Annotated in this window: 22 protein-coding genes; 9 read left to right on the top strand and 13 right to left on the bottom strand. The window is 69.7% G+C overall.

The features are described 5' to 3' along the window. Window positions 1-3 precede the first annotated feature (3 nt). Window positions 4-1,368 carry an FAD-binding oxidoreductase gene (locus tag NM1_RS36165; RefSeq protein ID WP_084520373.1) on the top strand — a complete coding sequence of 455 codons (1,365 nt, stop codon included), beginning with the start codon at window positions 4-6 and terminating at the stop codon, window positions 1,366-1,368. Window positions 1,369-1,553: 185 nt separating this feature from the next. On the opposite strand, the gene NM1_RS36160 is transcribed toward NM1_RS36165, so the two are convergent. Together NM1_RS36160 and NM1_RS36155 are read right to left on the bottom strand one after the other, a co-directional pair. Then, a complete protein-coding gene (locus NM1_RS36160; protein ID WP_068030953.1) occupies window positions 1,554-1,976 on the bottom strand; it encodes a GlcG/HbpS family heme-binding protein in 423 nt (140 codons plus the stop codon). Then, the gene (locus NM1_RS36155; protein ID WP_068030950.1) at window positions 1,969-2,745 is read right to left on the bottom strand and encodes an SDR family oxidoreductase; all 777 of its coding nucleotides are present in this window, start codon (window positions 2,743-2,745) and stop codon (window positions 1,969-1,971) included. The genes NM1_RS36160 and NM1_RS36155 overlap by 8 nt, the downstream gene beginning before the upstream one ends. A gap of 105 nt (window positions 2,746-2,850) precedes the next feature. Between NM1_RS36155 and NM1_RS36150 the strand changes: the two genes are divergently transcribed. Continuing rightward, window positions 2,851-3,420: a TetR/AcrR family transcriptional regulator gene (locus tag NM1_RS36150; RefSeq protein WP_246011638.1), complete on the top strand. Its 570-nt coding sequence runs from the start codon at window positions 2,851-2,853 to the stop codon at window positions 3,418-3,420. Between the two features lie 226 nt (window positions 3,421-3,646). On the opposite strand, the gene NM1_RS36145 is transcribed toward NM1_RS36150, so the two are convergent. Genes NM1_RS36145 through NM1_RS36135 form a run of 3 tightly spaced genes read right to left on the bottom strand, consistent with a single transcriptional unit; the run spans window position 3,647 to window position 5,063 of the window. Then, complete coding sequence (locus NM1_RS36145; protein ID WP_246011639.1) at window positions 3,647-4,240, bottom strand: sigma factor-like helix-turn-helix DNA-binding protein; 594 nt, start codon at window positions 4,238-4,240, stop codon at window positions 3,647-3,649. 53 nt (window positions 4,241-4,293) lie between these two features. Continuing rightward, on the bottom strand, window positions 4,294-4,683 hold the full coding sequence (locus tag NM1_RS36140) for a hypothetical protein (protein WP_068031009.1): 390 nt from the start codon (window positions 4,681-4,683) through the stop codon (window positions 4,294-4,296). 35 nt (window positions 4,684-4,718) lie between these two features. After that, window positions 4,719-5,063: a hypothetical protein gene (locus tag NM1_RS36135; RefSeq protein ID WP_211339536.1), complete on the bottom strand. Its 345-nt coding sequence runs from the start codon at window positions 5,061-5,063 to the stop codon at window positions 4,719-4,721. Between the two features lie 226 nt (window positions 5,064-5,289). On the opposite strand from NM1_RS36135, the gene NM1_RS36130 reads away from it, so the two are divergent. Continuing rightward, window positions 5,290-5,922 carry an alpha/beta fold hydrolase gene (locus NM1_RS36130; RefSeq protein ID WP_169814382.1) on the top strand — a complete coding sequence of 211 codons (633 nt, stop codon included), beginning with the start codon at window positions 5,290-5,292 and terminating at the stop codon, window positions 5,920-5,922. A 22-nt stretch (window positions 5,923-5,944) separates the two neighbouring features. Here NM1_RS36130 and NM1_RS36125 read toward each other — a convergent pair whose 3' ends face one another. Together NM1_RS36125 and NM1_RS36120 are read right to left on the bottom strand one after the other, a co-directional pair. Beyond that, window positions 5,945-7,558 (bottom strand): monocarboxylic acid transporter, encoded by a 1,614-nt coding sequence (locus tag NM1_RS36125; RefSeq protein ID WP_068030933.1) that lies wholly within the window; start codon window positions 7,556-7,558, stop codon window positions 5,945-5,947. Continuing rightward, window positions 7,555-7,893 (bottom strand): DUF485 domain-containing protein, encoded by a 339-nt coding sequence (locus NM1_RS36120; RefSeq protein ID WP_068031005.1) that lies wholly within the window; start codon window positions 7,891-7,893, stop codon window positions 7,555-7,557. The genes NM1_RS36125 and NM1_RS36120 overlap by 4 nt, the downstream gene beginning before the upstream one ends. A gap of 191 nt (window positions 7,894-8,084) precedes the next feature. Here NM1_RS36120 and NM1_RS36115 point away from each other — a divergent pair, with 191 nt between their 5' ends. Beyond that, window positions 8,085-9,602 carry a DUF7782 domain-containing protein gene (locus tag NM1_RS36115; RefSeq protein ID WP_068030929.1) on the top strand — a complete coding sequence of 506 codons (1,518 nt, stop codon included), beginning with the start codon at window positions 8,085-8,087 and terminating at the stop codon, window positions 9,600-9,602. A 210-nt stretch (window positions 9,603-9,812) separates the two neighbouring features. Beyond that, window positions 9,813-10,784 carry a sigma-70 family RNA polymerase sigma factor gene (locus NM1_RS36110; protein WP_068030927.1) on the top strand — a complete coding sequence of 324 codons (972 nt, stop codon included), beginning with the start codon at window positions 9,813-9,815 and terminating at the stop codon, window positions 10,782-10,784. Between the two features lie 735 nt (window positions 10,785-11,519). Here NM1_RS36110 and NM1_RS36105 read toward each other — a convergent pair. Further along, window positions 11,520-11,960: an SRPBCC family protein gene (locus NM1_RS36105; RefSeq protein ID WP_068030924.1), complete on the bottom strand. Its 441-nt coding sequence runs from the start codon at window positions 11,958-11,960 to the stop codon at window positions 11,520-11,522. Beyond that, window positions 11,957-12,325, bottom strand: coding sequence for an ArsR/SmtB family transcription factor (locus tag NM1_RS36100; protein ID WP_068030922.1), 369 nt, complete (start codon window positions 12,323-12,325; stop codon window positions 11,957-11,959). The genes NM1_RS36105 and NM1_RS36100 overlap by 4 nt, the downstream gene beginning before the upstream one ends. A gap of 186 nt (window positions 12,326-12,511) precedes the next feature. On the opposite strand from NM1_RS36100, the gene NM1_RS36095 reads away from it, so the two are divergent. Continuing rightward, window positions 12,512-13,390, top strand: coding sequence for a CPBP family intramembrane glutamic endopeptidase (locus tag NM1_RS36095; protein ID WP_068030919.1), 879 nt, complete (start codon window positions 12,512-12,514; stop codon window positions 13,388-13,390). Between the two features lie 34 nt (window positions 13,391-13,424). On the opposite strand, the gene ppc is transcribed toward NM1_RS36095, so the two are convergent. Continuing rightward, window positions 13,425-16,280 (bottom strand): phosphoenolpyruvate carboxylase, encoded by a 2,856-nt coding sequence (gene ppc / locus NM1_RS36090; protein WP_114699807.1) that lies wholly within the window; start codon window positions 16,278-16,280, stop codon window positions 13,425-13,427. Window positions 16,281-16,467: 187 nt separating this feature from the next. Here ppc and NM1_RS36085 point away from each other — a divergent pair, with 187 nt between their 5' ends. Then, window positions 16,468-17,031, top strand: coding sequence for an RBBP9/YdeN family alpha/beta hydrolase (locus NM1_RS36085; protein ID WP_084520372.1), 564 nt, complete (start codon window positions 16,468-16,470; stop codon window positions 17,029-17,031). Between the two features lie 25 nt (window positions 17,032-17,056). On the opposite strand, the gene NM1_RS36080 is transcribed toward NM1_RS36085, so the two are convergent. Together NM1_RS36080 and NM1_RS36075 are read right to left on the bottom strand one after the other, a co-directional pair. Further along, on the bottom strand, window positions 17,057-19,741 hold the full coding sequence (locus tag NM1_RS36080; protein WP_068030998.1) for a bifunctional acetate--CoA ligase family protein/GNAT family N-acetyltransferase: 2,685 nt from the start codon (window positions 19,739-19,741) through the stop codon (window positions 17,057-17,059). Window positions 19,742-19,772: 31 nt separating this feature from the next. Further along, window positions 19,773-21,005 carry an acetoin utilization protein AcuC gene (locus NM1_RS36075; RefSeq protein WP_068030914.1) on the bottom strand — a complete coding sequence of 411 codons (1,233 nt, stop codon included), beginning with the start codon at window positions 21,003-21,005 and terminating at the stop codon, window positions 19,773-19,775. Window positions 21,006-21,257: 252 nt separating this feature from the next. Here NM1_RS36075 and NM1_RS36070 point away from each other — a divergent pair, with 252 nt between their 5' ends. Together NM1_RS36070 and galE are read left to right on the top strand one after the other, a co-directional pair. Beyond that, window positions 21,258-21,944, top strand: a complete 687-nt coding sequence (locus NM1_RS36070; RefSeq protein ID WP_068030911.1) for an iron-dependent transcriptional repressor DtxR — start codon at window positions 21,258-21,260, stop codon at window positions 21,942-21,944. A gap of 3 nt (window positions 21,945-21,947) precedes the next feature. Then, window positions 21,948-22,928, top strand: a complete 981-nt coding sequence (gene galE, locus NM1_RS36065) for a UDP-glucose 4-epimerase GalE (protein ID WP_068030909.1) — start codon at window positions 21,948-21,950, stop codon at window positions 22,926-22,928. 20 nt (window positions 22,929-22,948) lie between these two features. Here galE and NM1_RS36060 read toward each other — a convergent pair whose 3' ends face one another. Further along, window positions 22,949-24,061: a DUF4192 domain-containing protein gene (locus tag NM1_RS36060; protein WP_068030907.1), complete on the bottom strand. Its 1,113-nt coding sequence runs from the start codon at window positions 24,059-24,061 to the stop codon at window positions 22,949-22,951. Between the last annotated feature and the right edge of the window lie 520 nt (window positions 24,062-24,581).

The raw sequence follows: 24,581 nt of genomic DNA, 5'->3' as shown, positions 1-24,581 counted from the left end.
TTCGTGACCGCATCGACCACCCCGCGCGTCAGTGGATTGATCGCCGCTTTGCGGCGTGCGATTCCGACGGACCGAGTCCGGACCGCCGGTCCCGGTTACGACTCCGGCCGTGCCCTCTGGAACGGCGCGGTAACGGCCCGCCCCGGCGTGATCTTGCACTGCCTGCACCCGTCCGACGTGCAGACCGGCGTGCGGGCCGCCCGCGACGCCGGCGTGCCGCTGTCGGTACGCGGCGGCGGCCACGACTGGGCCGGGCGCGCGTTGACCGACGGTGGTCTGACCCTGGACCTGTCGGGCATGCGCCGGGTGGAGGTGGATCGGCAGGCGGAGGTCGCCCATGTGGCCGGCGGCGCAACCGCAGCCGATGTCGTCGGCGCCGCGCAGGCGCACGGTCTGGTCGCGGTGACCGGTACCGTCGGTACCGTCGGGATGGCGGGTCTGGCCCTCGGCGGTGGCTACGGCCCGCTGTCGGGTCGCTTCGGGCTCGCGGCGGACAATGTGCTGGCGGTCGATGTCGTGCTGGCCGACGGATCCTTGGTCACCGCCGATGCCGAGCACGAACCCGATCTGTTCTGGGCGGTGCGCGGCGGCGGCGGCAATTTCGGCGTGGTCACCGGAATGCGCATCCAACTGCACCGGGTTCCGGCGCTGCTGTCCGGCATGATCATGTACCCGGCCGCAGAAGCGGAATCGGTGCTTGCCGGACTCGCCGACCACCTGCCTGCCGGCGGCCCGGACGAGTTGACCGTGCAGACGGGTTTCGTCGCCGGGCCGGACGGGGCGCCGGTGTTGTTCGTCGCACCAACCTGGTGTGGCGACGCCGCGGCGGGTGAACGCGTCGTGGCGCCGTTCACGCACCTCGCCAGCCCGCTGCTGGCGCAGTTCGGCCCCGCCACGCTCGCCGACATGCTGGCCGGGATGGACGCGATGTTCCCGTTCGGCCGACACGTACAGATTCGTACTCGGACCGTCGCCGGGCTGACGCCCGCGACGCGCAGCGCTGTCGCCGCCGCCGGGACAGCGCTGACGTCACCGCTTTCCGCGGTCAGCCTGCACACCCTGCACGGTGCAGCGACCCGAATCCCCGTGGCGGACACGGCGTTCGGCTATCGCACCGCGCATCTGACGGTCGAGATCATCGCTATCTGGGAGGCGGACGACCCCGCCGCGGCAAAGCATCGTTCCTGGGCTGGTGAGGTGTCTCGAGCGCTGGCGCCGGACGCGCTGCCGGGCGGTTACGTCAACCTGCTCGGCCCCGACGACACCGAGCAGATCGCATCCGCCTACGGCCCCAACATCGCCCGGTTACAGGCGATCAAGCACCGCGTCGACCCGGACGGCATCTTCCGCGCCATCCCGCTGCCGTGAGCGCACGTTCACCCTGAATCCACCGATTAGTCCGGCGTCCTGCCTCGGCTACGAGACGATCGGCCACCGGGTGCGGGTATGGCGCTGTCGGCAGGTGTCGGGAGCCGCGGCGGTCGCGCCCGCCCGATGTCGGAGCGCGACCGCCGGGCTCGTGTTCACTCGTCTGGTGATTGGTCCCGACCGGGTCAGGCCAGGGTTGTGCGTGCGAGTTGTGCGTCTTGTTCCGGTGTTCCACCGGAGACGCCGAGGCCGCCGATCAGTGCGCCCTGGTCATCGATGATCGGCAGGCCGCCGCCCATGAGCAGCAGGCCGCCGCCCAGGTGGTCGAAGTGCGGCACCGGCGCCCCGAGTTCCAGCGGGGTGTTCAACGCCTCGCTGGGAGCCTGGAACATCACCGAGGTCCGGGCCTTGGCGACCGCGAGGTCCACCGAGGCCAGCCACGCGCCGTCCATGCGCGCGAACGCGACCATGTTCGCGCCCACGTCGAGTACCGCGAACACCGCGCGCAGACCGGCGTCGTCGGCCGCTGCCCGCCCCCGGGCCAGGAGTTGGTGGGCGTAGTCGAGGGTTATCGGCTGCGCGACCGAGACAGGCTGGGGTTCAGGCATTCTGGGTCCACTCCGTTTCCTGCCACTGCTTGGCCGCCGCGATGGTCTGCAGCGGTCGCATGGTGCGGTAGGGGTGTTCGGCAGCGGGAATCACCTCGACCATGGCGTCGATCATTTCCTGCGGGTCGGCCTGATCGGCCAGGCTCGCGCTGAAATCGGGCATCGACACCACCGCGGTGTCCGGGTCGTACCACTGCACATAGCTCTCGGCGCCGGTGTCGTTGAACCCGGTGCCGAACACGCCGGGATTGATCGTCGCGACCTTGACTCCGTGGGGTGCGAGTTCGGCCTTCATCGAGCCCGCGATGGCTTCGATCGCGTGTTTGGTCGCGCAGTACGCACCGAGGAACGGGACGACGAGGATGCCGCCCATCGACGAGGTCCACACGATCTTGCCCGACCCCCGCGCGACCATCTTCGGTGCGATGGCCTGCACCAACTGCAGATGCCCGAACACGTTGACGTCGAAGGACTCCCGCACCCGCCGCAACGGGATGTCGACCATCGAGCCGCCCTCCATCACACCGGCATTGAGCACCAGCACGTCGGGATCGAAGGAGCCCGCATGGGCGATGTCGAGGTCGTCGAGCAGGTTCAGCTTGATCACCTGCAACTCCACGTCCGCGGCTTCCGCGTCGGCGCGCAGGCTGCGCACCTGCGGCCACGTCTCGGCGGCGGCGATGATCGTGTGCCCGTGACGGGCCAGCTCGAGCGCGGTCCCGCGCCCGAACCCGGAGCTCGCGCCGGTGATGAGGATCTTCTGTGGCATACGCTTCCCTCACTGTAACTATCTGGATATTTACCTAGCCGAGCATGACAGTCTCGCTGGACGTTGTCAATCACCAGTTAGTTACATTGGTGTATGGTGCTGACCGTGCCACCAGACGCCACAGACACCAAGAGGCGGATCTTGGCCGCGGCGCGCGTGGAGTTCGCGCGCTTCGGATTGGCCGGGGCCCGGATCGACCGCATCGCCGACGACGCCCACGCCAACAAACGCTCGATCTACATGCACTTCGGGCCCAAGGAACAGCTGTTCGACCTCACCGTCGCCCAAGCACTCACCGAGCTGTCGGACGCCGTCCCGTTCACCCCGGACGACCTCCCCGACTACGCAGGCAGACTGTTCGACCAACTCTTGCAGGACCCGGCCGTCCTGCGGCTGTCGACGTGGGCGAATCTCGAACGCCCCGAAGCGACCTCCGGCGAGATCGGCGCCTACCGCCCGAAAATCGAGGCGCTGCGCGAACACAGCGACGGTGACGCCGCCGACCTGCTGGCACTCGTTCTCGGACTCGCCACCGCCTGGTTCAACGCCTCCCCCTCACTGCAGGCACTCGCCGACGACCCAACCTCACGGCGGCGCCTCGACACCCACCGCGCCGCAATGATCGCCGCCGTCGCAGCCCTGTGCCGCGAGATCGCCCCGCCCACCGACCGATAACTCATCCCACCATCGCCGCCCTCGACGGGCGTTCCCCCTCCGAGCGCCCGGCTGCCGTTCCTGCCGAAGGTCAACTCCTACCTCGATCGAGCCGGACCTGATCTCGTCCAGCTCTACCCGGCACCCGAGCCGCTGATCACAAAGGGCGGCAACGCATTCCAGGGAATCGACCTGTCCGCACTGATCGAAGAGGCAGTCGCTGCCGTAAACCCCGATAGGTGTCCGATCAGCGCCCGGAGAACATCTGCGCCTCGAGGTTCGCCAGCGCACGGTGTTGAGCGAATCGAATCGCGTTCACTGTTGTCCCGGTCGCCACCGCGGTCTGTGCCGCGGACAAGCCCACCGCTACTCGGAGGATGAGGATCTCGCGTTGCACAGGCGGTAGGGCGGCCAGCGCCGTGGTCATTGCCGGGGGACGAGCAGGCTGAGTCGTCAGCCGCCGACCCGGGCCATCGTTGCCCGCGCTCTTGCGGGGCGGTTCCGGCGTTGTGTCCCAGTGTTTTTGGGCGGCGACCCGGTCTGCCGCGATGTCGTAGAACGTCGCCAGCAGCGCGCGGCCGCGGTCGCGGGCGCCCGGAAACGCTGCCATGACGGCCAGGCATATCTCGTGGGCCACCCGGTCCGGCTCGAATCGCGGATGGGGTGGTGAACCGGCTCGTGCCCGGCAGTACCGGACGGCCAGGTGGTGCACGATCCGCAGGACCTTTGCCAGTGCCGACCGGTCGCCGCGGGCGGCCGCAGCCGTGTCCAACTGCCGCACCAGCTCGCTGATCGGCGGGTGGCGTGCTGGACGGACGTCACCGATCATGCGACCCGCCACCGATCGAACGCTGAATCACGCTGCGGTCCATGGTGTGACAAGGTCCGCCGGACCTACCTCGGTCCTGCGCGCCGTGTCCGGACCATCGCCATGGCCGCGGTGATCGCGGCGGCAACCAAACCCAGGCACATGACGACGTTTCCGGTGATCGTTCCGATGTCCCCGGAGGCCAGGTTCTCGGTCAGCTCGCCGCTGAGGAACCCGCCGATCACGATCCACAGCGCGATCGCCATCGCGACGGTCGGTGTCCATCGCCAGCGTGCCCCGAAAGCGACGACGGCGGCGCAGACCGCGATGACGAGGATGCCGGGCGGAAATCCGGGAAACTTCGACGGCTCGGCGATCCATTGGATGACCAGCCCGGCGATCGCGATCGCCAAGCCGCAGAGGGAAAGTCGCGTGTACTTGGGTACCGTGCCGAGCCGGGTGAGGACTGTACTCATGTCGTGCCTGTTCTGTGAGTGGTCGGACAGCGCGGTCATTTCCGTTCGGGGACAGTGGATCCGGCACGCGCGCGCAGCCACACGGCGGCGAACCCGAATACGATCGCGGCGGCGAAGCTGAGCATCTGCAGCCACGCGGCGACGAATGCGACGGTGCCGCCGGGGGTGACGAGCCGGTCGGTGAAGTCGGTGTCGGAGAATCCGCCGACCAGGAAGAACAGCGACATCACCACGGCCAGAATTGGTGCGTAACGCCACCGCAGCACCGCGACAAGTGCGGCGAAGGCCAGATAGATCGCGGGGCCGGGCCCGTCGTAACCCGCTACGAGACTGCGTGATTCGATGATCTCCGGCCCGGCGTCGCCGATCGCCGCCAGCACGAGCGCAACGCACGTCGCGACAACGAACGGTCGGCTTCTAGAGCGTGTCGCGTCCACGAATTACCCCCACACCTCGAATGGTCGTTTTCTCACCCCTGCATCGTGGCGAGCGCCGAACAGCAGGACATCCGGCCGGACGCGGCTTCGGTTGTACGCAGATTCGCGTAGATCAGCGGATAAGACCGGATTGATAGGCGAAGACGACGAGCTGGGCGCGGTCACGGGCGTGCAATTTGAGCATGGCCCGGGCCCGTACGTACTCGTCGGGCACTCCCTCGGCGGCGCCTACGTCCGCCGGTTCGCCCAGCGGTTCCCCGGCGAGGTGGCCGCCCTGCTCCTGCTCGAACCCCTCCACGAGGACTGGGACGCCTTCATGCCCGAACACCTCCGGCTGGGTACCACTCGCCCCTCGGACGCTCCCCTGCCCGAGCCGACACCGGAGATCATCGCCCACGTCCGCCGGAACTTCGCCCAGCAGCTCGCCGCCTGGCCGGATCCGATCCGCGAACAACTCATCGACCAGCACACCACCCCGGACGGACTGCTGGCGGGTCTGCGCGAGGGACGCAATATCTCCGCAATGCTGTCGGAGCTGCGCACCGGGGGCGAGGTGCCCGATGTGCCGCTGATCGTCATGGGCGCAACGGCTTTCGATCCCGGACAGCAGATGTTCCAATCCGACGCCGACCTGCGCGAGCAGATCGACGCGACCCAGCGGCTCTACCGGGCCGTCGCCGCCGCGGCGCCACAGGGCGAATACCGCGTCCTCGCCGATGCCGCGCATACGACGATCCCGATGGAACGTCCCGATGCGGTGGCCGACGCCATCGCCGACCTGCTCGAACCCGTCCGCCGCTGATCGGCGCACCGCGAGGCGAAACTCAGTGGTGCACGGCCTTTTCCGCACCCGCACCCGTCAGCGAGCGGACCTGCATCTCGACGTATTTCGGCTCGTTGTGGTCCTTGGACAGCATGGTGCCCAGCCAGCCGAGCGCGAACGACACCGGAATCGACACCAGGCCCGGGTTCGACAGCGGGAACCAGCTGAAGTCGGCGGATTTGATCATCGCGCTCGACGAACCCGACACCGCCGGGGAGAACACGATCAGCACGACGGTCACCAGCAGGCCGCCGTAGATGCTGAACAGCGCGCCGGTGGTGTTGAACCGCTTCCAGAACAGCGAATACAGAATGGTCGGCAGGTTCGCCGAGGCCGCCACCGCGAAGGCCAGCGCCACCAGGAACGCCACGTTCTGGTTCTTCGCGAGGATGCCGCCGACGATCGCGACCGCACCGATCACCACGGCGGTGATGCGGGCGACCCGCACCTCCCCCTCCTTGCTGTCGGCCTTCCCGTGCTTGATGACATTGGCGTACACATCGTGCGCGAACGACGCCGACGCCGTGATCGTCAGCCCCGCCACCACGGCCAGAATGGTCGCGAAGGCCACGGCCGCAACGAATCCCAACAGCAGCGGGCCGCCCAGCTCGAGCGCCAACAGCGGCGCGGCGGAATTCTCCTTACCCGGTGCGGCATTGATCTTCTCCGGCCCCACCAGTGCCGCCGCACCGTAGCCGAGCACCAGCGTGAACAGGTAGAACAACCCGATCAGCCCGATGGCCCAGACCACCGACCGGCGGGCATCCTTGGCCGTCGGCACCGTATAGAAGCGCATCAGCACGTGCGGCAGGCCCGCGGTGCCGAGCACCAGAGCCAGTGCGAGAGAGAGGAAGTCGAGCTTGCTGGTCTCGTTCTTGCCGTAGCGGAACCCGGGATCGAGCAGTTTGGCACCGGTCTTGCCGCTGTTGTCGACGGCCTGCTGCAACAGCGTCGACAGGTTCAGCCCGTACTTGGCCAGCACCCACACGGTCATCGCCGCGGCCGCACCGATCAGCAGCACCGCCTTCACGATCTGCACCCAGGTGGTGCCCTTCATGCCGCCGACCAGCACATACACGATCATCAGCGCGCCGACCACCGCGATCACCAGGTTCTGCCCGACATTGCCGGACACCCCCAGCAGCAGCGACACCAGCACGCCCGCACCCGCCATCTGCGCCAGCAGATAGAACAGGCTCACGGCCAGCGTGGAGGTGGCCGCGGCGGCACGCACCGGCCGCTGCTTCATCCGGAACGCCAGCACGTCGCCGAGCGTGAATTTGCCTGTGTTGCGCAGCAATTCGGCCACCAACAGCAGCGCCACCAGCCACGCCACCAGGAACCCGATCGAGTACAGGAATCCGTCGTACCCGTAGAGCGCGATGGCGCCGGCGATGCCGAGGAAGCTGGCCGCCGAGAGGTAGTCGCCGGAGATGGCGATCCCGTTCTGCGGGCCGGAGAACGCCCGGCCCGCCGCGTAATAGTCTGCGGCCGTGCGGGTGTCGCGGCTGGCGCGGAACACGATCACCAGCGTGATCGCCACGAAGATCGCGAAGATGGTGATGTTGAGGCCCGGTCGGCTGCCCTCGACAGCGGCGGCGAGAGTCGTACTCATCGAGTCGGTTCCTCCATGTCGGCGCGCAGCTCGTCGGCGATCGGATCCAGTTCACGATCGGCGTAGCGCACGTAGAGCCCGGTGATGACGAAGGTCGAGACGAACTGCAGCAGACCCAATATCAGCCCGACGTTGATATTGCCGACGACCTTCGTGGACATGAAGTCGTGGGCGTAGTCGGCCAGCAGCACGTACAGGGCGTACCAGGCGAGGAACAGCGCGGCCATCGGAAAGACGAAGAGGCGGAACCTGCGGCGCAATCGCTGGAAATCCGGACTCTCGTAGACCCGTTCCCAGTCGCCGGCGGGTTCCCCGTTCCGCTCTTCGATCGTCACCAGCCGTACCTCCTCGTGAGCCACGTCACAATAACAGGAAATCGGACATTTGACCTGCCGAATGTCCGCAGGTCGGCACCGTGAAAGCCGGAAAAGTTACGCGGACTCGAGGTTCCCGGCGCGACCGGCCCCGCGCCGCTCCGGGGTCGCTGCCGAGTGCCGGGCGGTTGCCCTGGCAGAGTTCTCCAGCTGTGCCGACGAATCAGACGACAGCGGTCTCCGAACTCGCCGCGCTCGCGCCGCAGCTGCGCGCCGCGCTGACCCGCGTCCACTACGACACCGACACCCTGCTGCAGGCGCTCGGCGAGCCCGCGCACACGGCCCTCGGACGCTCCGAACCTGTCCCGGCGCGACGCGCGGCGCGCGCTGCCGATGAGCTGGGCACGCTGGTCCGGCTGCTGCTGCTCGGCGACGCGATGCCCGAGCGGGAGGTGGCGGCGGCGCTGGCCCCCGTCGACCTGGACCACGCGGTTGCGGCCGGTCTGCTGGATCGCGACGGCGACCGGGTGCGAGCGGCGTTGGATCTGCGGCCGCTCGATCTGGGCCACGGCGTCCGCTGGGTGCTGTCGGATCTGGACGACGGCATGCGGCGGCGCACCCTGACCGCCGACCACGTGCTCGGCGTCGGGCAGGCCTCGCTGTCGCTGCTGCGCGCCACCCCGACCGCCCCGGTCGGCACGGTGCTGGACCTGGGCACCGGCTGCGGCGTGCAGGCCGTGCACGCCGCCGGTTATGCGGAGACCGTCACCGGCACCGATGTAAACCGCCGGGCACTCCGGCTGGCCGAGGCGACGGCCGCGCTCAACGACCTCGACATCGAGCTACTGGAGGGGTCATGGTTCGAGCCGGTGGCCGGGCGGCGCTTCGACCAGGTGGTCGCCAATCCCCCGTTCGTCGTCGGCCCGGCCCGCGTCGAGCACACCTACCGCGACTCCGGGCTGGCCCTCGACGGGGCCAGTGAACTGGTGGTCTCCCGGGCGCCCGCGCTACTGAATCCCGGCGGCACGGCGGCGATGCTGGCGGCGTGGGTGCACGTGGACGGCGAGGACTGGCGCACCCGGGTGTCGTCGTGGCTGCCCGACCACGGCGTCGACGCCTGGATCGTGCAGCGCGATATCGCCGACCCGGCCCTGTACGTCGGCACCTGGCTGCGCGACGCCGGACTGGACCCGCGCGATCCGCAGGCCCAGGAACAGGCAGAACGGTGGCTGGACGCGTTCGCCGCCGCGGACGTCGAAGGCGTCGGGTTCGGATTCGTGTATCTGCGTTCCATCGACGGGCCGACCGAGGTCCTCGCCGAGGATCTGACCCACGGCTTCGACGATCCGCTCGGCCCCGAGGCCACCGCGTACTTCCGGCGATCGGCCTGGCTGCGCGCGGTCGGCGCCGACGAGGACCTCGCCTGGACATCACGGTTCGAGGTCGATCCGGCCACCGCGCTGGAACGGGTCGCCCTGCCCGGCGGCGACGGCTGGGAGCAGCGGGTGGTCCGGCTGCACCGCGGCGACGGCCCGCGCTGGCAGCACGAGGTCGACGACACCGCCGCCGCGCTGCTGGCGGGAATGCGCGCGGACGGGCTGCCGTTGCAGGAATTGGTCGAATTGCTGGCAATCGGCCATACCGGCACCACCGCAACACCGGAGTTCCGCGCCTCGGCGCTGGCCGTCACCACCGGACTGGTGCGCCACGGATTGATCCGCCCCGCGTAGTTCCGCGGGCATCACGGTTGGATGCATTCCTGGTTGCCGTCCGGCAACGGCGGTCGCACGGCGTTCCCGGCTCGCTCGCTTCTTAGGAACTTCTCAGATGGAAGGGGCGAAACCCGCAGCTCAGCTACGGTTTACCGGGACAGTGGCGGGGAACTTTCCCAGTGTCGGGTCCGTTGATCGGAGTGAGACACCACCGACAGGAGGCAAGTCATGACAAGCCCCGCCACCACTGGAGTGCGCGCCAGCGATCAGGGGGACCTCGACGCCCAGAGCCCCGCCGCCGACCTGGTACGCGTGTACCTGAACGGAATCGGCAAGACGGCGCTGCTGACGGCGGCCGATGAGGTCGAGCTGGCCAAGCGCATCGAGGCGGGCCTCTATGCCCAACACCTGTTGGAGACCGGCAAGCGATTGTCCGCCACCCGAAAACGGGATCTGGCCATTCTGGTGCGCGACGGCCAGTCCGCGCGTCAGCACCTGCTCGAGGCCAACCTGCGCCTGGTCGTCTCGCTGGCCAAGCGCTACACCGGCCGCGGGATGCCGCTGCTCGACCTGATCCAGGAGGGCAACCTGGGCCTGATCCGGGCGATGGAGAAGTTCGACTACTCCAAGGGTTTCAAGTTCTCCACCTATGCCACCTGGTGGATCCGCCAGGCCATCACCCGCGGCATGGCCGATCAGAGCCGCACCATCCGGCTGCCCGTGCATCTGGTCGAGCAGGTCAACAAGCTCGCCCGGATCAAGCGGGAACTGCACCAGCAGCTCGGGCGCGAGGCCACCGATGCGGAACTGGCCGCCGAATCCGGCATTCCGGAGGAGAAGATCTCCGACCTCCTCGACCACAGCCGCGATCCGGTCAGCCTGGACATGCCGGTCGGCAACGACGAAGAGGCCCCCCTCGGCGATTTCATCGAGGATTCCGAGGCCACCTCGGCCGAGAGCGCCGTCATCGCCGGGCTGATGCACCGCGACGTGCGCCAGGTGCTCGCCACGCTGGACGAGCGCGAGCAGCAGGTCATCCGGTTGCGCTTCGGACTCGACGACGGCCAGCCGCGTACGCTGGACCAGATCGGCAAGCTGTTCGGCCTGTCCCGCGAGCGGGTGCGCCAGATAGAGCGCGAGGTCATGTCCAAGCTGCGCAAGGGCGAGCGGGCCGACCGGCTGCGCGCCTACGCGGGCTAGCCGAAAACCGAGGCCCGATCGGGCCTCCACAGACGCTGGGCCGTCCGGAATCCGGCCCAGCACCCCCGAGGTGATCATGTGGGCTGATGATCACCACGAGCGCCGGCCGGCGCCCGCGCGACCCGTCCCCTCCGGGCCCGGCGCGAACCGGCCGGCGCTGTATCGGAGTCGCCAATTATCCTGTGCGGCTTGATATGTGATAAGCACTCACCATGGGAGCCTTGGGCCTGGTGAGCATCGTCTTGCTGATCGCGGTGATAGCTGTCGTCGTGGGATTCGTCTACGCAAGCAGAAACAGGAACCGGCATCCGCCGTACGGTCTGGACCCCAACGGCATTTCGCCACAGGCCCCACCGCACGGATATGCCGCTCAGCCACCAGTGTCGCCCCACGGGCACCAGCCGTACCCGCTTGCCTCACCACACGGATATTCCGCACCGCCGACCGGGCAACCAACGCCACCGGCGACGCCACCCGGTTATCCGGCGCCGACACCGTATGGCAATCCCTCGGCCCCCACCGCACCCCCTGGCTATTCGGCGCCACCGGCTGTGCCGCACGAACATCAGCCGCCCGCACCACACGGCCACCCGGCGTCGCCCGCGACGGCGCCGGGACATCCGGCATGGTCAGCTGCACCTCACAGGCACCCACCGCACCCCGCCGGACATCCGGCACCGGGCACGGCCGATCCGGGTCGTAATCCGTAGCCTGCGGCGAGCAAGCGGAATGTGCTCAGGCGAGCGTTTTCTCGAGGCGGGCGAACATTCCCGGCCAGCCGCCGCGCATGATCTTGCGGGAGAGTTGGGCGGTGGTGTCGTCGGGGTCGAAACCGGTGTGGGTGAACAGGATTCGGGTTCCTGTGCCCTCCGGGTGCAGGCGCCAGGTGATGACCCAACCGGTCTCGCGGTCGGATTCGGCGTCGTTCCAGCTGATGCTGAGGCGTTCCGGCGCGGTCACCTCGATCACCTCGCAGCGGATCTCGCCGGAGAAGCCCACATTCGGCATCGGCGTCCCCCGCATCCGGAAACTGTTGCCCACCACCGGTTCGAAGCCGACGGGCTGCATCATCCACTGCGCCATCAGCTCCGGCGTGGTCAGCGCGCGCCACACCTTCTCGGGGGCGTGCGGGTAGAAGTGGTCGAGTTCGATACTCGTGAGGTCTTCGGTCGTCATCGCTGTTCCGTTCTCCTGTCGGGTCTTTCGTCGTCGGGCATGGCGTCGAGCACCTCGCCCAGGTCACGCATCCGGGCACGCCAGTACCGCTCGAACGGACCGAGCCAGGACTGCAGCTCGTGCAGCGGCTCCGGCTCCACCCGGTAGTACCGGTAGCGCCCGCGCTTGTCCTCGCTCACCAGGCCGCAGTCGCGCAACACCTTCAGATGCTCGGAAACGCTCGGACGGGCCATATCGAACCTCTCGGCAAGGGCCTGCACGGTGCGCTCACCCGCGAGCAGCAGATCGAGAATCTCCCGCCGAGTCGGGTTGGCCAGGGCCGCGAACACCTGGTCGGTGCGGGTGGATTCCAGACGGGGCGCCATACCGGCCACTATAGGTAGGCAATTTCCTACCTGTCAAACGTAGGAAATTTCCTACCAATATTCGTTGCGGAACGGCGGCCACAGCCCAGCACCGGAGGGTGCAGGGCGAGACGACACAGACCGGCATGTGCACGGGATACGCCGCAGGACAGCGAGATGTCGTAGCGCGTAGGTATATTCGCAACCATGACGGTTCGGGGGGAACGATCACAGATTCGCACCTCGTGGTGGGTGGGGCCGCTGATCGTCGTTGTCGCGGTGGCGGTCTGGTGGAGATTGACCGGCGACGGGCTGTCGGCGGTGACCGGTTCGGACTACAGCCGCAGTCTGCACATCGTACGGGCGCTCGCGGCAACGGCATTCACCCTGCCGCTGCTGTACGTGGTGCGCCGCTATGTCGATCGGCGCGCGTGGTCGTGGGCCGATTTCGGTCTCACTCCACTGCGAAGTGGTTGGCGCCCTTTTCTTTTCGGTGTCGCCTGCTGGGCCGTCCCGGCGGGGATCACAACGGTCGTCGTCCTGTCGCTGGGGTGGGCCCGCATCTCCGTGCGGGGGCCCGTGCCCGGTCTGATCGGAACGGTCGCCCTGCTCACCGTGCTGGTGCTGCTGTTGGAACCGATACCCGAGGAGATGGCCTACCGTGGCTACCTGCTCTCCGCGCTGGGCGAACGGTATTCGACGTGGGTGGCGGTGGTCGGCCAGGCGGCGCTGTTCACGCTGTGGGGCACCGTGTTGCTGGGGTGGGTCGACCCCAACCGCGTCGTTCTGCTGTTCACCTTCGGCACGTTGCTCGGGGCGCTGCGGGTCACCACGGGCAGCCTGTGGCCGTGCCTGGGGTTTCACACCGCATTCCAGGTATGCGCGCAGTACCTCGGCAACCAGAACTGGGGGCACACCACCGTCGACGATCCGGACTATGCGCTGATCGGCCTGGCATTCGTACTGGTTCCGTTCGTTACCACCGCCGCCCTGCTGTGGATTATCCGCCGACGGCGCACCCGTGGGTCCGTACCGTATCCGCATCCCCCGGGCCGTCCGAGTTCGGGCAGCAAGCCGCTGCCCTGAACGCGTCGGATGCCATCGCCCGGTGGCGCACCGGCTACCCCGAGTTGCGCAGGGCCGTGGCCAGGCCGTTCATGGTGAGCAGGATGCCGCGTTCCACCAGTTCGGAATCGTCGCCCGCGCGGCGGCGGCGCAGCAGGTCGACCTGTATTTGGTTGAGCGGTTCCAGGTAGGGGAAGCGGTTGCGGATGGATTCGGCCAAGGCCGGGTTGTCGGCGAGCAGCTGGTCACTGCCGGTGACGGCGGCGTGCATGCGGGCGGTGCGGTCGAACTCCTCGCGGATCATGCCGAAGATGGTGTCGCGCAGCGTCGCGTCCTCGACCAGCTCGGCGTAGCGCGCGGCGATATCCATATCGGCCTTCGCCATCACCTGCGCCAGGTTCGACATCACCGTGCGGAAGAACGGCCAGCGCCGATACAGGTCCGTCAGGGTGGCCAGGCGCTGCGGGTCGTCCCCCACCCACTGCTCGAGCGCGGAGCCGGTGCCGTACCAGCCGGGCAGCATCACCCGCGCCTGACTCCAGGCCATCACCCAGGGAATCGCGCGCAGATCGCCGACCGAGCTGGTGGGCTTGCGCGATGCCGGGCGGCTGCCCAGGTTGAGGTCGGCGACCTCCGCGATCGGCGTGGAGGCACGGAAATATTCGACGAAACCGGGAGTGTCGTGGACCAGCCGCGCGTAGGCCTGCCGTGCCGCCTCGGCCAGATCGTCGAAGAGGTCGTAGGCCGGTTCGGCGTCGGCGCCCAGGCCCTCCACGTCCAGCAGCGTCGATTCCAGGGTCCCCGCGACCAGCGCCTCCATATTGCGGTGGGCGGTGCCGCGGTCGGCGTACTTGGTGGAGATCACCTCGCCCTGCTCGGTCAGGCGCAGCGAGCCGCGCACCGCACCGGCGGGCTGGGCGAGGATGGCGTCGTAGCTGCGCCCGCCGCCGCGGCCGACGGTCCCGCCGCGGCCGTGGAACAGCCGCAGCCGGATTCCGGTCTTGCGAGCCGCCTCCACCAGGTCCAGTTCCGCGCGATACAGCGCCCAGTTGGCGGCCAGGTAGCCGCCGTCCTTGTTGGAGTCGGAGTAGCCGAGCATGACCTCCTGCTGCATGCCGCGCGCCGCCACCAGCCGGTGATAGGCGGGCACCTCCAGCGCGGAGACCAGGGTTTCCGCGCCCTGGCGCAGGTCGTCGATGGTCTCGAACAGCGGCACCACGCCGGCCGGGCTGCTCGGCGGGGTGTCGGCATCGCCGGGATCGAGGATGCCCGCCTCCTTCAGCAGCAGCGCGGCCTCCAGCACGTCGCTCACGGAGGTGCACATGCTGATGATGTAGTTGGGCACGGTGTCGGGGCCCAGGTCGTCGAGGGCGGCCTTGGCGGCGCGCAGCACCCCGAGTTCCTTGACCGCCAGCTCGCTCAGCCGCGCGGTCGGCCCGAGCAGGGGGCGGCGGGTGTTCAGCTCGGCCGACAGCAGCTCGACGCGCTGCGGCTCGGGCAGGCTCGCGTAGTCGGAATGCACTCCGGCCCAGGCGAACAGCTCGGCGACCAGTTGCTCGTGCACCTCGGAGTTCTGGCGCATATCCAGGCCCTGCAGGTGGAAGCCGAAGGTCTCGACCGCGCCGCGCAGTGCGGCCAGCCGGTCGTCGGCGAGCAAGCCGTCGCCGGAGGCGCGCATCGAGGAATCCACGATGTTCAGGTCGTCCAGCAGTTCCTGCGGGGAGCCGTAAGGCTCGGCGACCGGGCCGTCGGTGCGCGTGCGGTCGCCGGATTCGCCCACGGGTCGACCCGATGACGGGTCGGTCGTCCGGCGATCGTCGGCGGGCGCGCCGACACCTTCGCCCGGAACCTCGCCGAGCGACCTGCGGGCGGTGGCCGTCAGCCGGGCCCGGATGCCGCGGATCGCGCGGCGATACGGCTCGTCGGCGCGCTGCGGCGAATCGTCGAAACCGGCGTCGGCCAGCTCCGCCAGCTCCGGCGTCACCGGCACCAGCCGAGCCGACTGCGACAGCGACTTCTCCAGCCCGACAAGCTCTTTCAGATAGTGGCCGAGGGCGACGGTGCCCGCGCGATGGGTCGCCCGATGCACCACCGCGCCGGTGACGTTCGGGTTGCCGTCGCGGTCGCCGCCGATCCACGAGCCCGGGCGCAGGATCGGGCGACGCAGCAGCTCGTGACCGGGCCAGCGGTCCCGCAGCGCGGCACGCACCTCGGCGTTGATGCGCGGGATGACCTCGAGCAGGGTCATATCGTAGTAGCGCAGGCCGACCTCGATCTCGTCCTGAATTCGCAAGCGCGCCAACCGGATCAGCGCGGTGCGCCACAGTGTGAGCACCTGACGCCGCAGCTGCGTGTCGATATCGGCGTACTCGGGTTCGGCCTCGGTGTAGCGCTGCCGCCTGCGCATCAGCTCGGTGATGCGGGACTGCACGTCGAAGACCGTCCGGCGGCGGGTCTCGGTCGGGTGGGCGGTGATCACCGGAGAGACCAGCGCGTCGCTCAGTAGATCCGCGATCGCGGCGCCGTCCGGGCCGCCCGAGCGGACGGCGTCGAGCTTGCGATAGGTGGCGGCCAGGCTGGAATCCTGGGGCGGTTCCCCGGCCGCGACGTGCACCGCGCGCCGCCGGTCGCGCTGCAGATCCTCGGCCAGGTTGGCCAGCAGCAGGAAGTGGCTGAACGCCCGGATCAGCGGGATCGCCACATGAATGTCGATGTCGCGCAACATATCCGCGACGGCGCTGCGCTCCACCTCGGAGCGGCGGATCCGGAACGCCTCGACGCGCACCCGCTCGATGAGGTCGAAGACCTCCGGGCCCTCATGGTCGCGGATCGTCTCGCCCAGGATCGCACCCAGAAACCGGATATCGTCCCGCAGTGGCGCGGTGGCAGCCTCGATCTGATCTTCGCGCATACGGCTAGTATCGACCATCACGACCGCACAGCACCGGCCCGCCCCATCTGCGGCGCGGGTGAGATACGGCACTCGGCGGCGGATCGCCGGGTCACGACGCGGGGTCGCGGCGGGTGTACCCGGCCAGTGTGGAGATGCTCACGAAACGATCCGGAATACCACCACCGAGCGGACAGTTCCGTAGCCCGTGCGAATCTTCATCATTCACGGGTACTCCGCCGACGTCGATGCCCACTGGTTTCCGTGGCTGGCCGAGCAGCTGGCCGCGGAGGGACACCAGGTATCGATCGTGGAACTGCCCACCCCGGACGCGCCGGTGCGGCGGGAGTGGGATGCCCGGCTGGCCGCCGCGGTCGGCACCGTCGATGCGGATACCCTGCTGGTGACTCACAGCCTCGGCACCATCACCGCGCTTCGGCATCTGTCCGGGCTCGAATCCGATTGGCGGCTCGGCGGTTTCGTGGGTGTGTCCGGATTCCTCGGCCGGCTCTCCGTCATTCCGGAGATCGACAACTACCTTGCCGACAGCCCGGATGTGGCGACGCTGGCCTCGCACATCGATGCCCGCACGATGATCTACTCCGATAACGACGAGGTCGTCCCGCCGGCCACCTCCCGAGCGCTGGCCACCCTCCTCGACGCCGAGCACATCGAGGTCCCCGGCGGCGGTCATTTCCTCGCCGACGAGGGGTTCACGGAGCTGCCGCAGGCGCTGGCCGCCGTGCGGCAGATCGCACGGGCGCGCACCTAGCGCGGTCGGTCACACGCCCGGCGGCTCACGCCAGGCGGCGTGGACCTATGTCGAAGCGGCTCGGCTCCGGGCCGATCCGGACGCGGGCGTACAGGACGGCGGCGCCGCGGGGTGCGGCGAGCACCGGCTCGACCGATAGTTCGCGCACCTCGGGCAGGTCGTCGCAGAGGGCCGAAATGCGTTGTGCCAGTTCGGACAGCGCGGGCTTGTCCACCGGTTCGCCGATCGTCTTGCCGGGGACTCCCGTCTCGCCGTCGAGCAGCGGGGCGGCCCGGGGCGCGTCGATCAGCGCGGTCGATTCGGCCTCGGTCAGCGGCAGCGCGCGGTAGACCCGGTCGCCCAGCAGGTCGATGATGGTGCCGGACAGGCCGAAACTGATCACCGAGCCGAACGACGGATCGTCCTGGACGCGTAGAACGCAGCCGACGCCCTTGGTCGCCATCTTCTGGATGTGCACCACCTCGTTGCCGGACACCTCGGCCAGGTCGGTGTACGCCCGCCGCGCCGCCGAGGGCCGCCACAGGTCGAGCCGCACTCCGGTCAGGTCCGGCCGGTTGCGCCACAGTTCGCCGGTCGCCTTCGCCGCCACCGGGTAACCCAGCTCCTCGGCCGCCCGCTCGGCCGCGTCCTCGTCGCGCACCTCCCGGAACTCCACGACGCGAATTCCGTAGCAGGCCAGCAGGTCGACCGCCTCCAGATCGCCGAGCCAATGCCCCTCGGGCGCGCGGGACATCCACTCCCCCACGAGGTTTCGGGCACGCTCGCGGTCGACGTCGGCGGGCCGCACGATGGCCGAGGCAGGCCGGGTGCGCCAGTCGGCGTAGCGGCGCACCCGCGCCAGCGCCCGCGCCGCGCGCTCCGGATCCGGGTACGACGGGATCGAGCCGCGCTCGACCGTGCCGCCGGGGCCCCGCACCGTCAGCAGGTTGGGCATGCCGTGGTCGGCGACGAAGGTGGTGAGCACCGGTTTGCTCCCGCCCTGCGCGCCGGACCGGATGGCCTCGGCGAACGCCGCCACCGCCGTCGGCACCGGCGGTGCGAAGATCACGATCACCGCGTCGACGTCGGGGGAATCCATGGCCGCGGCGACGGCCGTCAGAAAGTCCGCCGGATCGGCCTGCGGGCCCAGATCGGCCGGGGCGCCGACCTCCAGCCCCTCGCCGCGGGCCGCGTCGACCGCCAGCCAGCCCAGCGCGGGGCTGTTGCCGATCACCGCCAGCCGCCGCCCGGCGGGCAGCGGCTGGTAGGCCAGCAGCATCGCGCAGTCGAACAGTTCGGAGATGGTGTCGACCTGCACGATGCCCGCCTGAGCGAACAGATCCCGCTCCACCGAGCGCTCCAGCGCGCTCACCGGAATGGTGCGGGTGGCGTTGCGGCCGCTGCTGACCACCACGATCGGCTTGGTGCGCGCCACCCGCCGCGCGATCCGGGAGAACTTGCGCGGATTGCCGAACGTCTCCAGGTACAGCAGCACCACGTCGGTGGCCGGATCGGTGTCCCAGTACTGCAGCAAGTCGTTACCGGAGACGTCGGCGCGGTTGCCCGCGGAGACGAACGTCGACAGGCCCAGCTTGCGCGCGGCCGCCTCACCGAGAATCGCGGCGCCGAGTGGTCCCGACTGGCAGAAGAACCCGACCCGGCCGCGCCCGGGCAGCACGGTGGCCAGCGTGGCGTTGAGCGACACCGCGGGATCGGTGTTGGCGATGCCGAGCGCGCTCGGGCCCACCACCCGCATGCCGTGCCCGCGCACCGCGTCGACCAGGTCGCGCTCGGCGGCGTAGCCCGCCGGGCCGGTCTCGGAGAAGCCGGCGGTCAGCACCACCAAACCCTTGACGCCCTTGGCCATACAGTCGTCGAGCACCGAGCCGATCTCGGTGGCGGGCACCGCCACCACCGCCAGATCCACCTCGTCGGGGATATCGCGCACGGTCGGGTACGCGCGGACCCCGCGCACCGAGCTGCGGTTCGGATTGACCGGGTACACCGGCCCCTGATAGACCCCCGACAGCAGGTTGGCCAGCACCGCGCCGCCGACCCGCCCCGCCGACGGGGTGGCGCCGATGACCGCCACCGACCCCGGGCTGAGCAGATTGCCGACGCTGCGTGCCTCCGAGGCGCGCTCGCGCGAATCCCGCACCGACAGCAGCGCCTCGGTGGGGTCGATGGCGAACTCCAGATGCAGCACGGACCCGTCGCGGCTGCGCTGCACCTGGTAACCGGCGTCGCGGAACACCGTCACCATCGCGTTGTTCTCGGCCAGCACCTCCGCGACGAACGTCTCGATATCGTTCTCGGCGGCCGCGCCGGCCAGATGTTCCAGCAGGATCGAGCCCAGCCCGCGGCCCTGATGGCCGTCGGCGACCACGAACGCCACCTCCGCGGCGCGCGGGCCCTCCCGGTCGGGCAGCAGTTCGTAGCGGCCGACCGCGATGATCGCCTCGCCCAGTTCGATGACCAGTCCGACGCGGTCGCGGTAGTCGACATGGGTGGTGCGGTACAGATCCTTCGGCGTCATCCGCGGGTACGGCCCGAAATACCGCAGGTAGCGGGTGCGGTCGGAGAGTCCGGCATGGAACCGCTGCAGCGTCTCGGCGTCGTCGGGGGTGATCGGACGCAGGCGGACGACGCCACCGTCGGAGGCGAGCACATCGGCGAACCAGTGCTGCGGGGGCGGCGGCGGATCTTCGGGAGTGTCCGGCCCCCACTGCATGGTGGCGCCGGGATCGCCGGGCCGGTCGGGGTCAGTCACGAGGGTCCTCCGGGTCCAGGCCGAGCAGCCCGAAAGTTGCTCGGCGCGTGGCCAATACGGCGGTGTCGACGGCGCGCTGCGCACGGTCGACGCGCTCGTCACCAGTCTCGCGGGTGCCGCCCGGCCCGTCCCAGCGCTCGAATGTGATGTCGCCCCCATCGCTCATCGTGGCCGGCGCCCGCACCGCCGGGGCGTAGGCGCGCACCTGCTCGCGCCACTCCGCCGGGGTCTCCGCCGCGGGATCGACACCGCGGTCCAGCGCGGTGGCCAGCAGATGGGTCCATGCCCGCGGCACCACCCGGACCAGGCCGTAGCCGCCCCCGCCGACAGCCAGCCAGCGGCCCTCGGCGTATCGGTCGGCCAGCTCGCGCATCGCGATGAACGCCGCCCGCTGGCCGTCCACGGTGAGGCTCAGATCGGCCAGCGGATCCTCGCGGTGCGTATCCACGCCGCACTGGCTGATCAGGATCTGCGGGCGGAATGCGGCCAGCGCGCCCGGCACCACCGCGTGAAATCCCCGCAGCCACTGGGCGTCTCGGGTGCCCGGCAGCACGGCGAGGTTGAGCGCGGTGCCCTCGGCGGGCCCCGCGCCGATCTCCTCCGGCCATCCGGTGTTCGGCCACAGCGTCGCCGGATGCTGGTGGATCGAGACGGTCAGCACCCGCGGATCGCCGTAGAAGGCGCGCTGCACGCCGTCGCCGTGGTGGACGTCGACATCGACGTAGGCGATCCGGTCGAACCCGTTGTCCAGCAGCCAGGAGATGGCCACGGCCACATCGTTGTAAACGCAGAACCCGGCCGCCGCGCCGGACATCGCGTGATGCATGCCGCCGCCGATGCTCACCGCCCGCCGGGTGCGTCCGGCGGCGATCTCGCCCGCCGCGGCCAGGGTGCCGCCCACGATCACCGAGGCCGCCTCGTGCATATGCGGGAATATCGGATTGTCCGCGGATCCCAGCCCGAACGGCGGTGCCGCGGGCAGGCTCGCGCCGGGCGGGGGCGGCTCGGCGCGCCGGACGGCGTCGAGGTAGGCCGGGGTGTGGATGCGCAGCAGGTCGGCATCGCCGGCCGGGCCGGGGGCCAGCGTCTCGACCCCTTCCAGCAGGCCCAGGCTGCGAGCCAGGGCCATGGTGAAGCGCAGGCGCGCGGGCTTCATCGGGTGCTCCGGCGTCCAGGTGTAGTCCAGGAACCGGTCGGTCCACACCACGGTGGCGTCGCTAGCCATGCCTGCCACGCTAATGCACACCCGCCCCGACCAGGTCCGGCTGCGAACGAGAACCGAACACGGGGAAGCAGCGCACCCTTTTTGTCGTTGAGATGCAGTAGAAATGCAAGACAGTGCGGGCGCGCCGAGCCGCGGGCGTACATCGAGGGCGCGCCCGGTGTCCTCCGGGTCTCCGCAGGACGAGCGAAATATGCTGGCGCGCGGTATCGCAGCCGCGCGTGGGTAGAATTCGTGCCGACGAAGGGGTAACAGGTGAAGGATCTGGTCGACACAACGGAGATGTATCTCCGTACCATCTACGACCTCGAGGAGGAGGGCGTCACGCCGCTGCGCGCGCGCATTGCCGAACGCCTCGAGCAGAGCGGGCCGACGGTGAGTCAGACGGTCGCTCGGATGGAGCGCGACGGTTTGCTGAGTGTCGCCGGCGACCGTCATCTCGAACTCACCGACAAGGGCCGCGCGATGGCGATCGCCGTCATGCGCAAGCACCGCCTCGCCGAGCGGCTGCTGGTCGACGTGATCGGGCTGGACTGGCAGAACGTGCACGCCGAGGCCTGCCGCTGGGAGCACGTGATGAGCGAGGATGTCGAACGCCGCCTGGTCGAGGTGCTCAACAACCCCACCACCTCCCCCTACGGCAATCCGATCCCCGGTCTCGACGAATTGGGCGTGGTCTCGGCGTCCTCCGAGGAGGAGAAGCTGATCCGGCTGTCGGACCTGCCGGCCGGTCAGGTGTCGGCCGTCGTGGTGCGGCGGCTGTCCGAGCACATCCAGACCGATCCCGACATCATCGGCCAGCTGCGCGAGGCGGGCGTGGTCCCCGACGCGCGCGTCACGGTGGAGACCAAGCCGGGCGCGGTGATCATCTCGGTGCCCGGGCACGAGGGTTTCGAGCTGTCCGACGAGATGGCGCACGCCGTCCAGGTGAAGCTGGTCTGATCGATGAAACTTCTGGTGACGGGCGGTGCCGGGTACGTCGGCGGGGTGTGCGCCCAGGTGCTGATCGAGGACGGCCACGAGGTGATCGTGGTCGATGATCTGTCCACCGGGAACGCCGAGGGGGTGCCCAGCGGCGCGAAGTTCGTGGACGGCGATATCGCGACCGTGGGTGTGGAGCTGATCGAGTCCGAATCCTTCGACGGCGTCCTGCACTTCGCGGCGCAGTCGCTGGTCGGCGAGTCGGTCCAGCAGCCGGAGAAGTACTGGCACGGCAACGTGGTGAAGACGCTGACGCTGCTGGAGGCGATGCGCCGGGCCGGAACTCCGCGACTGGTGTTCTCGTCCACCGCCGCGGTGTACGGCGAGCCGGAGCAGGTGCCGATCACCGAGGATGCGCCCACCCGGCCGACGAATCCGTACGGCGCCTCGAAACTGGCCATCGACCACGCCATCACCTCCTACGCCGTGGCGCACGGGCTGGCCGCGACCAGCCTGCGCTATTTCAACGTCGCCGGCGCCTACGGCGGGCTCGGCGAGAACCGGGTGGTGGAAACGCATCTGATCCCCCTGGTGCTGCAGACCGCGCTGGGGCACCGCGAGTCGATCTCGGTCTTCGGCACCGACTACCCGACCCCCGACGGCACCGCGATCCGCGACTACATCCACATCCTCGACCTGGCGCAGGCGCATCTGCTGGCGCTGGCCGGATCGCAGGCGGGCACGCATCGCATCTTCAATCTGGGCAGTGGCACGGGTTTCTCTGTGCGCCAGGTGATTTCGTCGTGCGAGCGGGTGACCGGCCGCCCCATCCCGGCCGTGGACTCGCCGCGTCGCGCCGGAGACCCCGCCGTGCTGATCGCGTCCAGCGAGCGCGCCGTGGCCGAGCTGGGCTGGAGCCCGCGGCACAACGACCTCGACGAGATCGTGTCGGATGCGTGGCAGTTCCTGCAGGCGCTGGGCGATCGCGCCCACAGCGCACGGTAGGTCCTGCGCCACACCGGTTTTCATGGCTCGCCCCGGGCCGGGTCGATGACGATCTCCACTCCCAGGCCCGCGGCGGTGGCGTGCCCGCTCAGCGCGAGCTTGCGCACCTCGCGCGGCGGCATTCCGGTGCGCAGCGCGGCGTCCAGCAGCCGGGCGATGGTGTGCTGCGGGTCGGCCTCCAGCGCGGCCTCCAGCGCCACCCCGGCCAGCGGGCCGTCGCCGTTGGCGTAGGCGCTGTAGGCGAGCAGGGTGGCCGCCTCGGCGCGGTCGGATCCGGTGAGCGCGCGGCACAGCAGCGACCACAGCACCTCCGCCGCGACCGCCTGCTCCCCCATCGCCAGCGCGAAGGATGCGTCGCGCACCGTGGAATCCCGAAGCGCCACAGCCACTTCCGCGATATCGGCGGCCAGCACGATCGCGTCCGGGTCGTCGATGGCGGACACCCGCCGCAGCACCAGCTCGAGCGCGAAGCGGCTGTAGGAGCCGGGATCGCAGCGGCACGCGGCCTGCCGGTGCCGACGGCGGGCCGCCGCGGTGGCCCGCTCCAGCTCCTCGCCTACCTCCGCACGGGACTCCGGGTCGACGCCGACGATCTCGGTCAGCTCGGCGCGGCACGCCCGGATCGGGCGGCCGTCGAGCACCTGCGCCAGCGTGATCGGCGAGGCCGCGGGATCGGATTGCGTGCCGGTGCAACCGGGTTCGAGCAGGCTCCACCACGGCGCACCGGCCGCGACCTCGCGCACCGCACAGGCCTCGACCACCTCCACCCCGGCGTCGCGCAGGGCGCCGTCGAGGATGCGGAGCAGGTCGCGATGCCGACCCGCGCGCGCCCCCGGCCGATCGGCACGCGGTGCCCCGGCCCGGTCGTCCACGATCAGCACGAGCACGCCGACCGCGTCCTCCTGCACGCAGATCGTGGCCAGTTGCCCGGCCACCCGCATCCAGGCTCCGCACCCGGGCACGTCCAGATCGTGCCGGGCCACCGTGCCGAGAAAGACGGATCCGGGCCGCTCCGGCGCCTCCTGCAACATGCACACCACCAGCGACCGATCGGGCACGAACCCGAGCAGCGCGGGCACCCCCGCAATGAACTCCCCCGGCTCCTCCACCCGCAGCCCGGGATCGGCCCACAACGATCCTCCGGTACCTACGACATCCGTACCACCGGACCGCCCCCCTCGAGCGCTACCACCCGAAACATCGTCGGCCACACTGCCATCCGATGCACTACCGTCCGGATCGCTGTGGTCCGGTTTCGGGCGCCACGTCTGCGGGCACGGACCCGAGCCGCCGCCTGGCGGGGCCGTGTCCCGGGGCTCGGCGTCGCGGGCGGCGGCAGAAGCGGGGCGGGCGGGTTCGGCGGGAGTTGTCATGCCGCTCAGCCTGCTCCCCGCGCTCGCCGGGCCCGGGGCACCGACCTGGGCGAACGTGAAGCCTGGGGACAGCGTGAAATGCTGTGCACGGAGGCGCGGAGCGCCCGATCCCTGTCGCCTCGATCTGATACGGTCGCCGCGGTCAGCGCCTGCACACGATGCGGAGCGCGGCCGCCCGTGCTCGCCCCGCGCACCGAAATCCCATGGACGCAACGTTTCCGGTGCCGCCGCGATGGTGCAGCATTCTCCAATTGTCGCGCGGGGAATGGGCGAGCCTGTG

Origin of the sequence: Nocardia mexicana NBRC 108244 (assembly GCF_001613165.1) — a bacterium.
Lineage (GTDB): Bacteria > Actinomycetota > Actinomycetes > Mycobacteriales > Mycobacteriaceae > Nocardia > Nocardia mexicana.
Note: the sequence above shows the minus strand (reverse complement) of the source record. Positions and strands in the feature narration are given on the sequence as shown.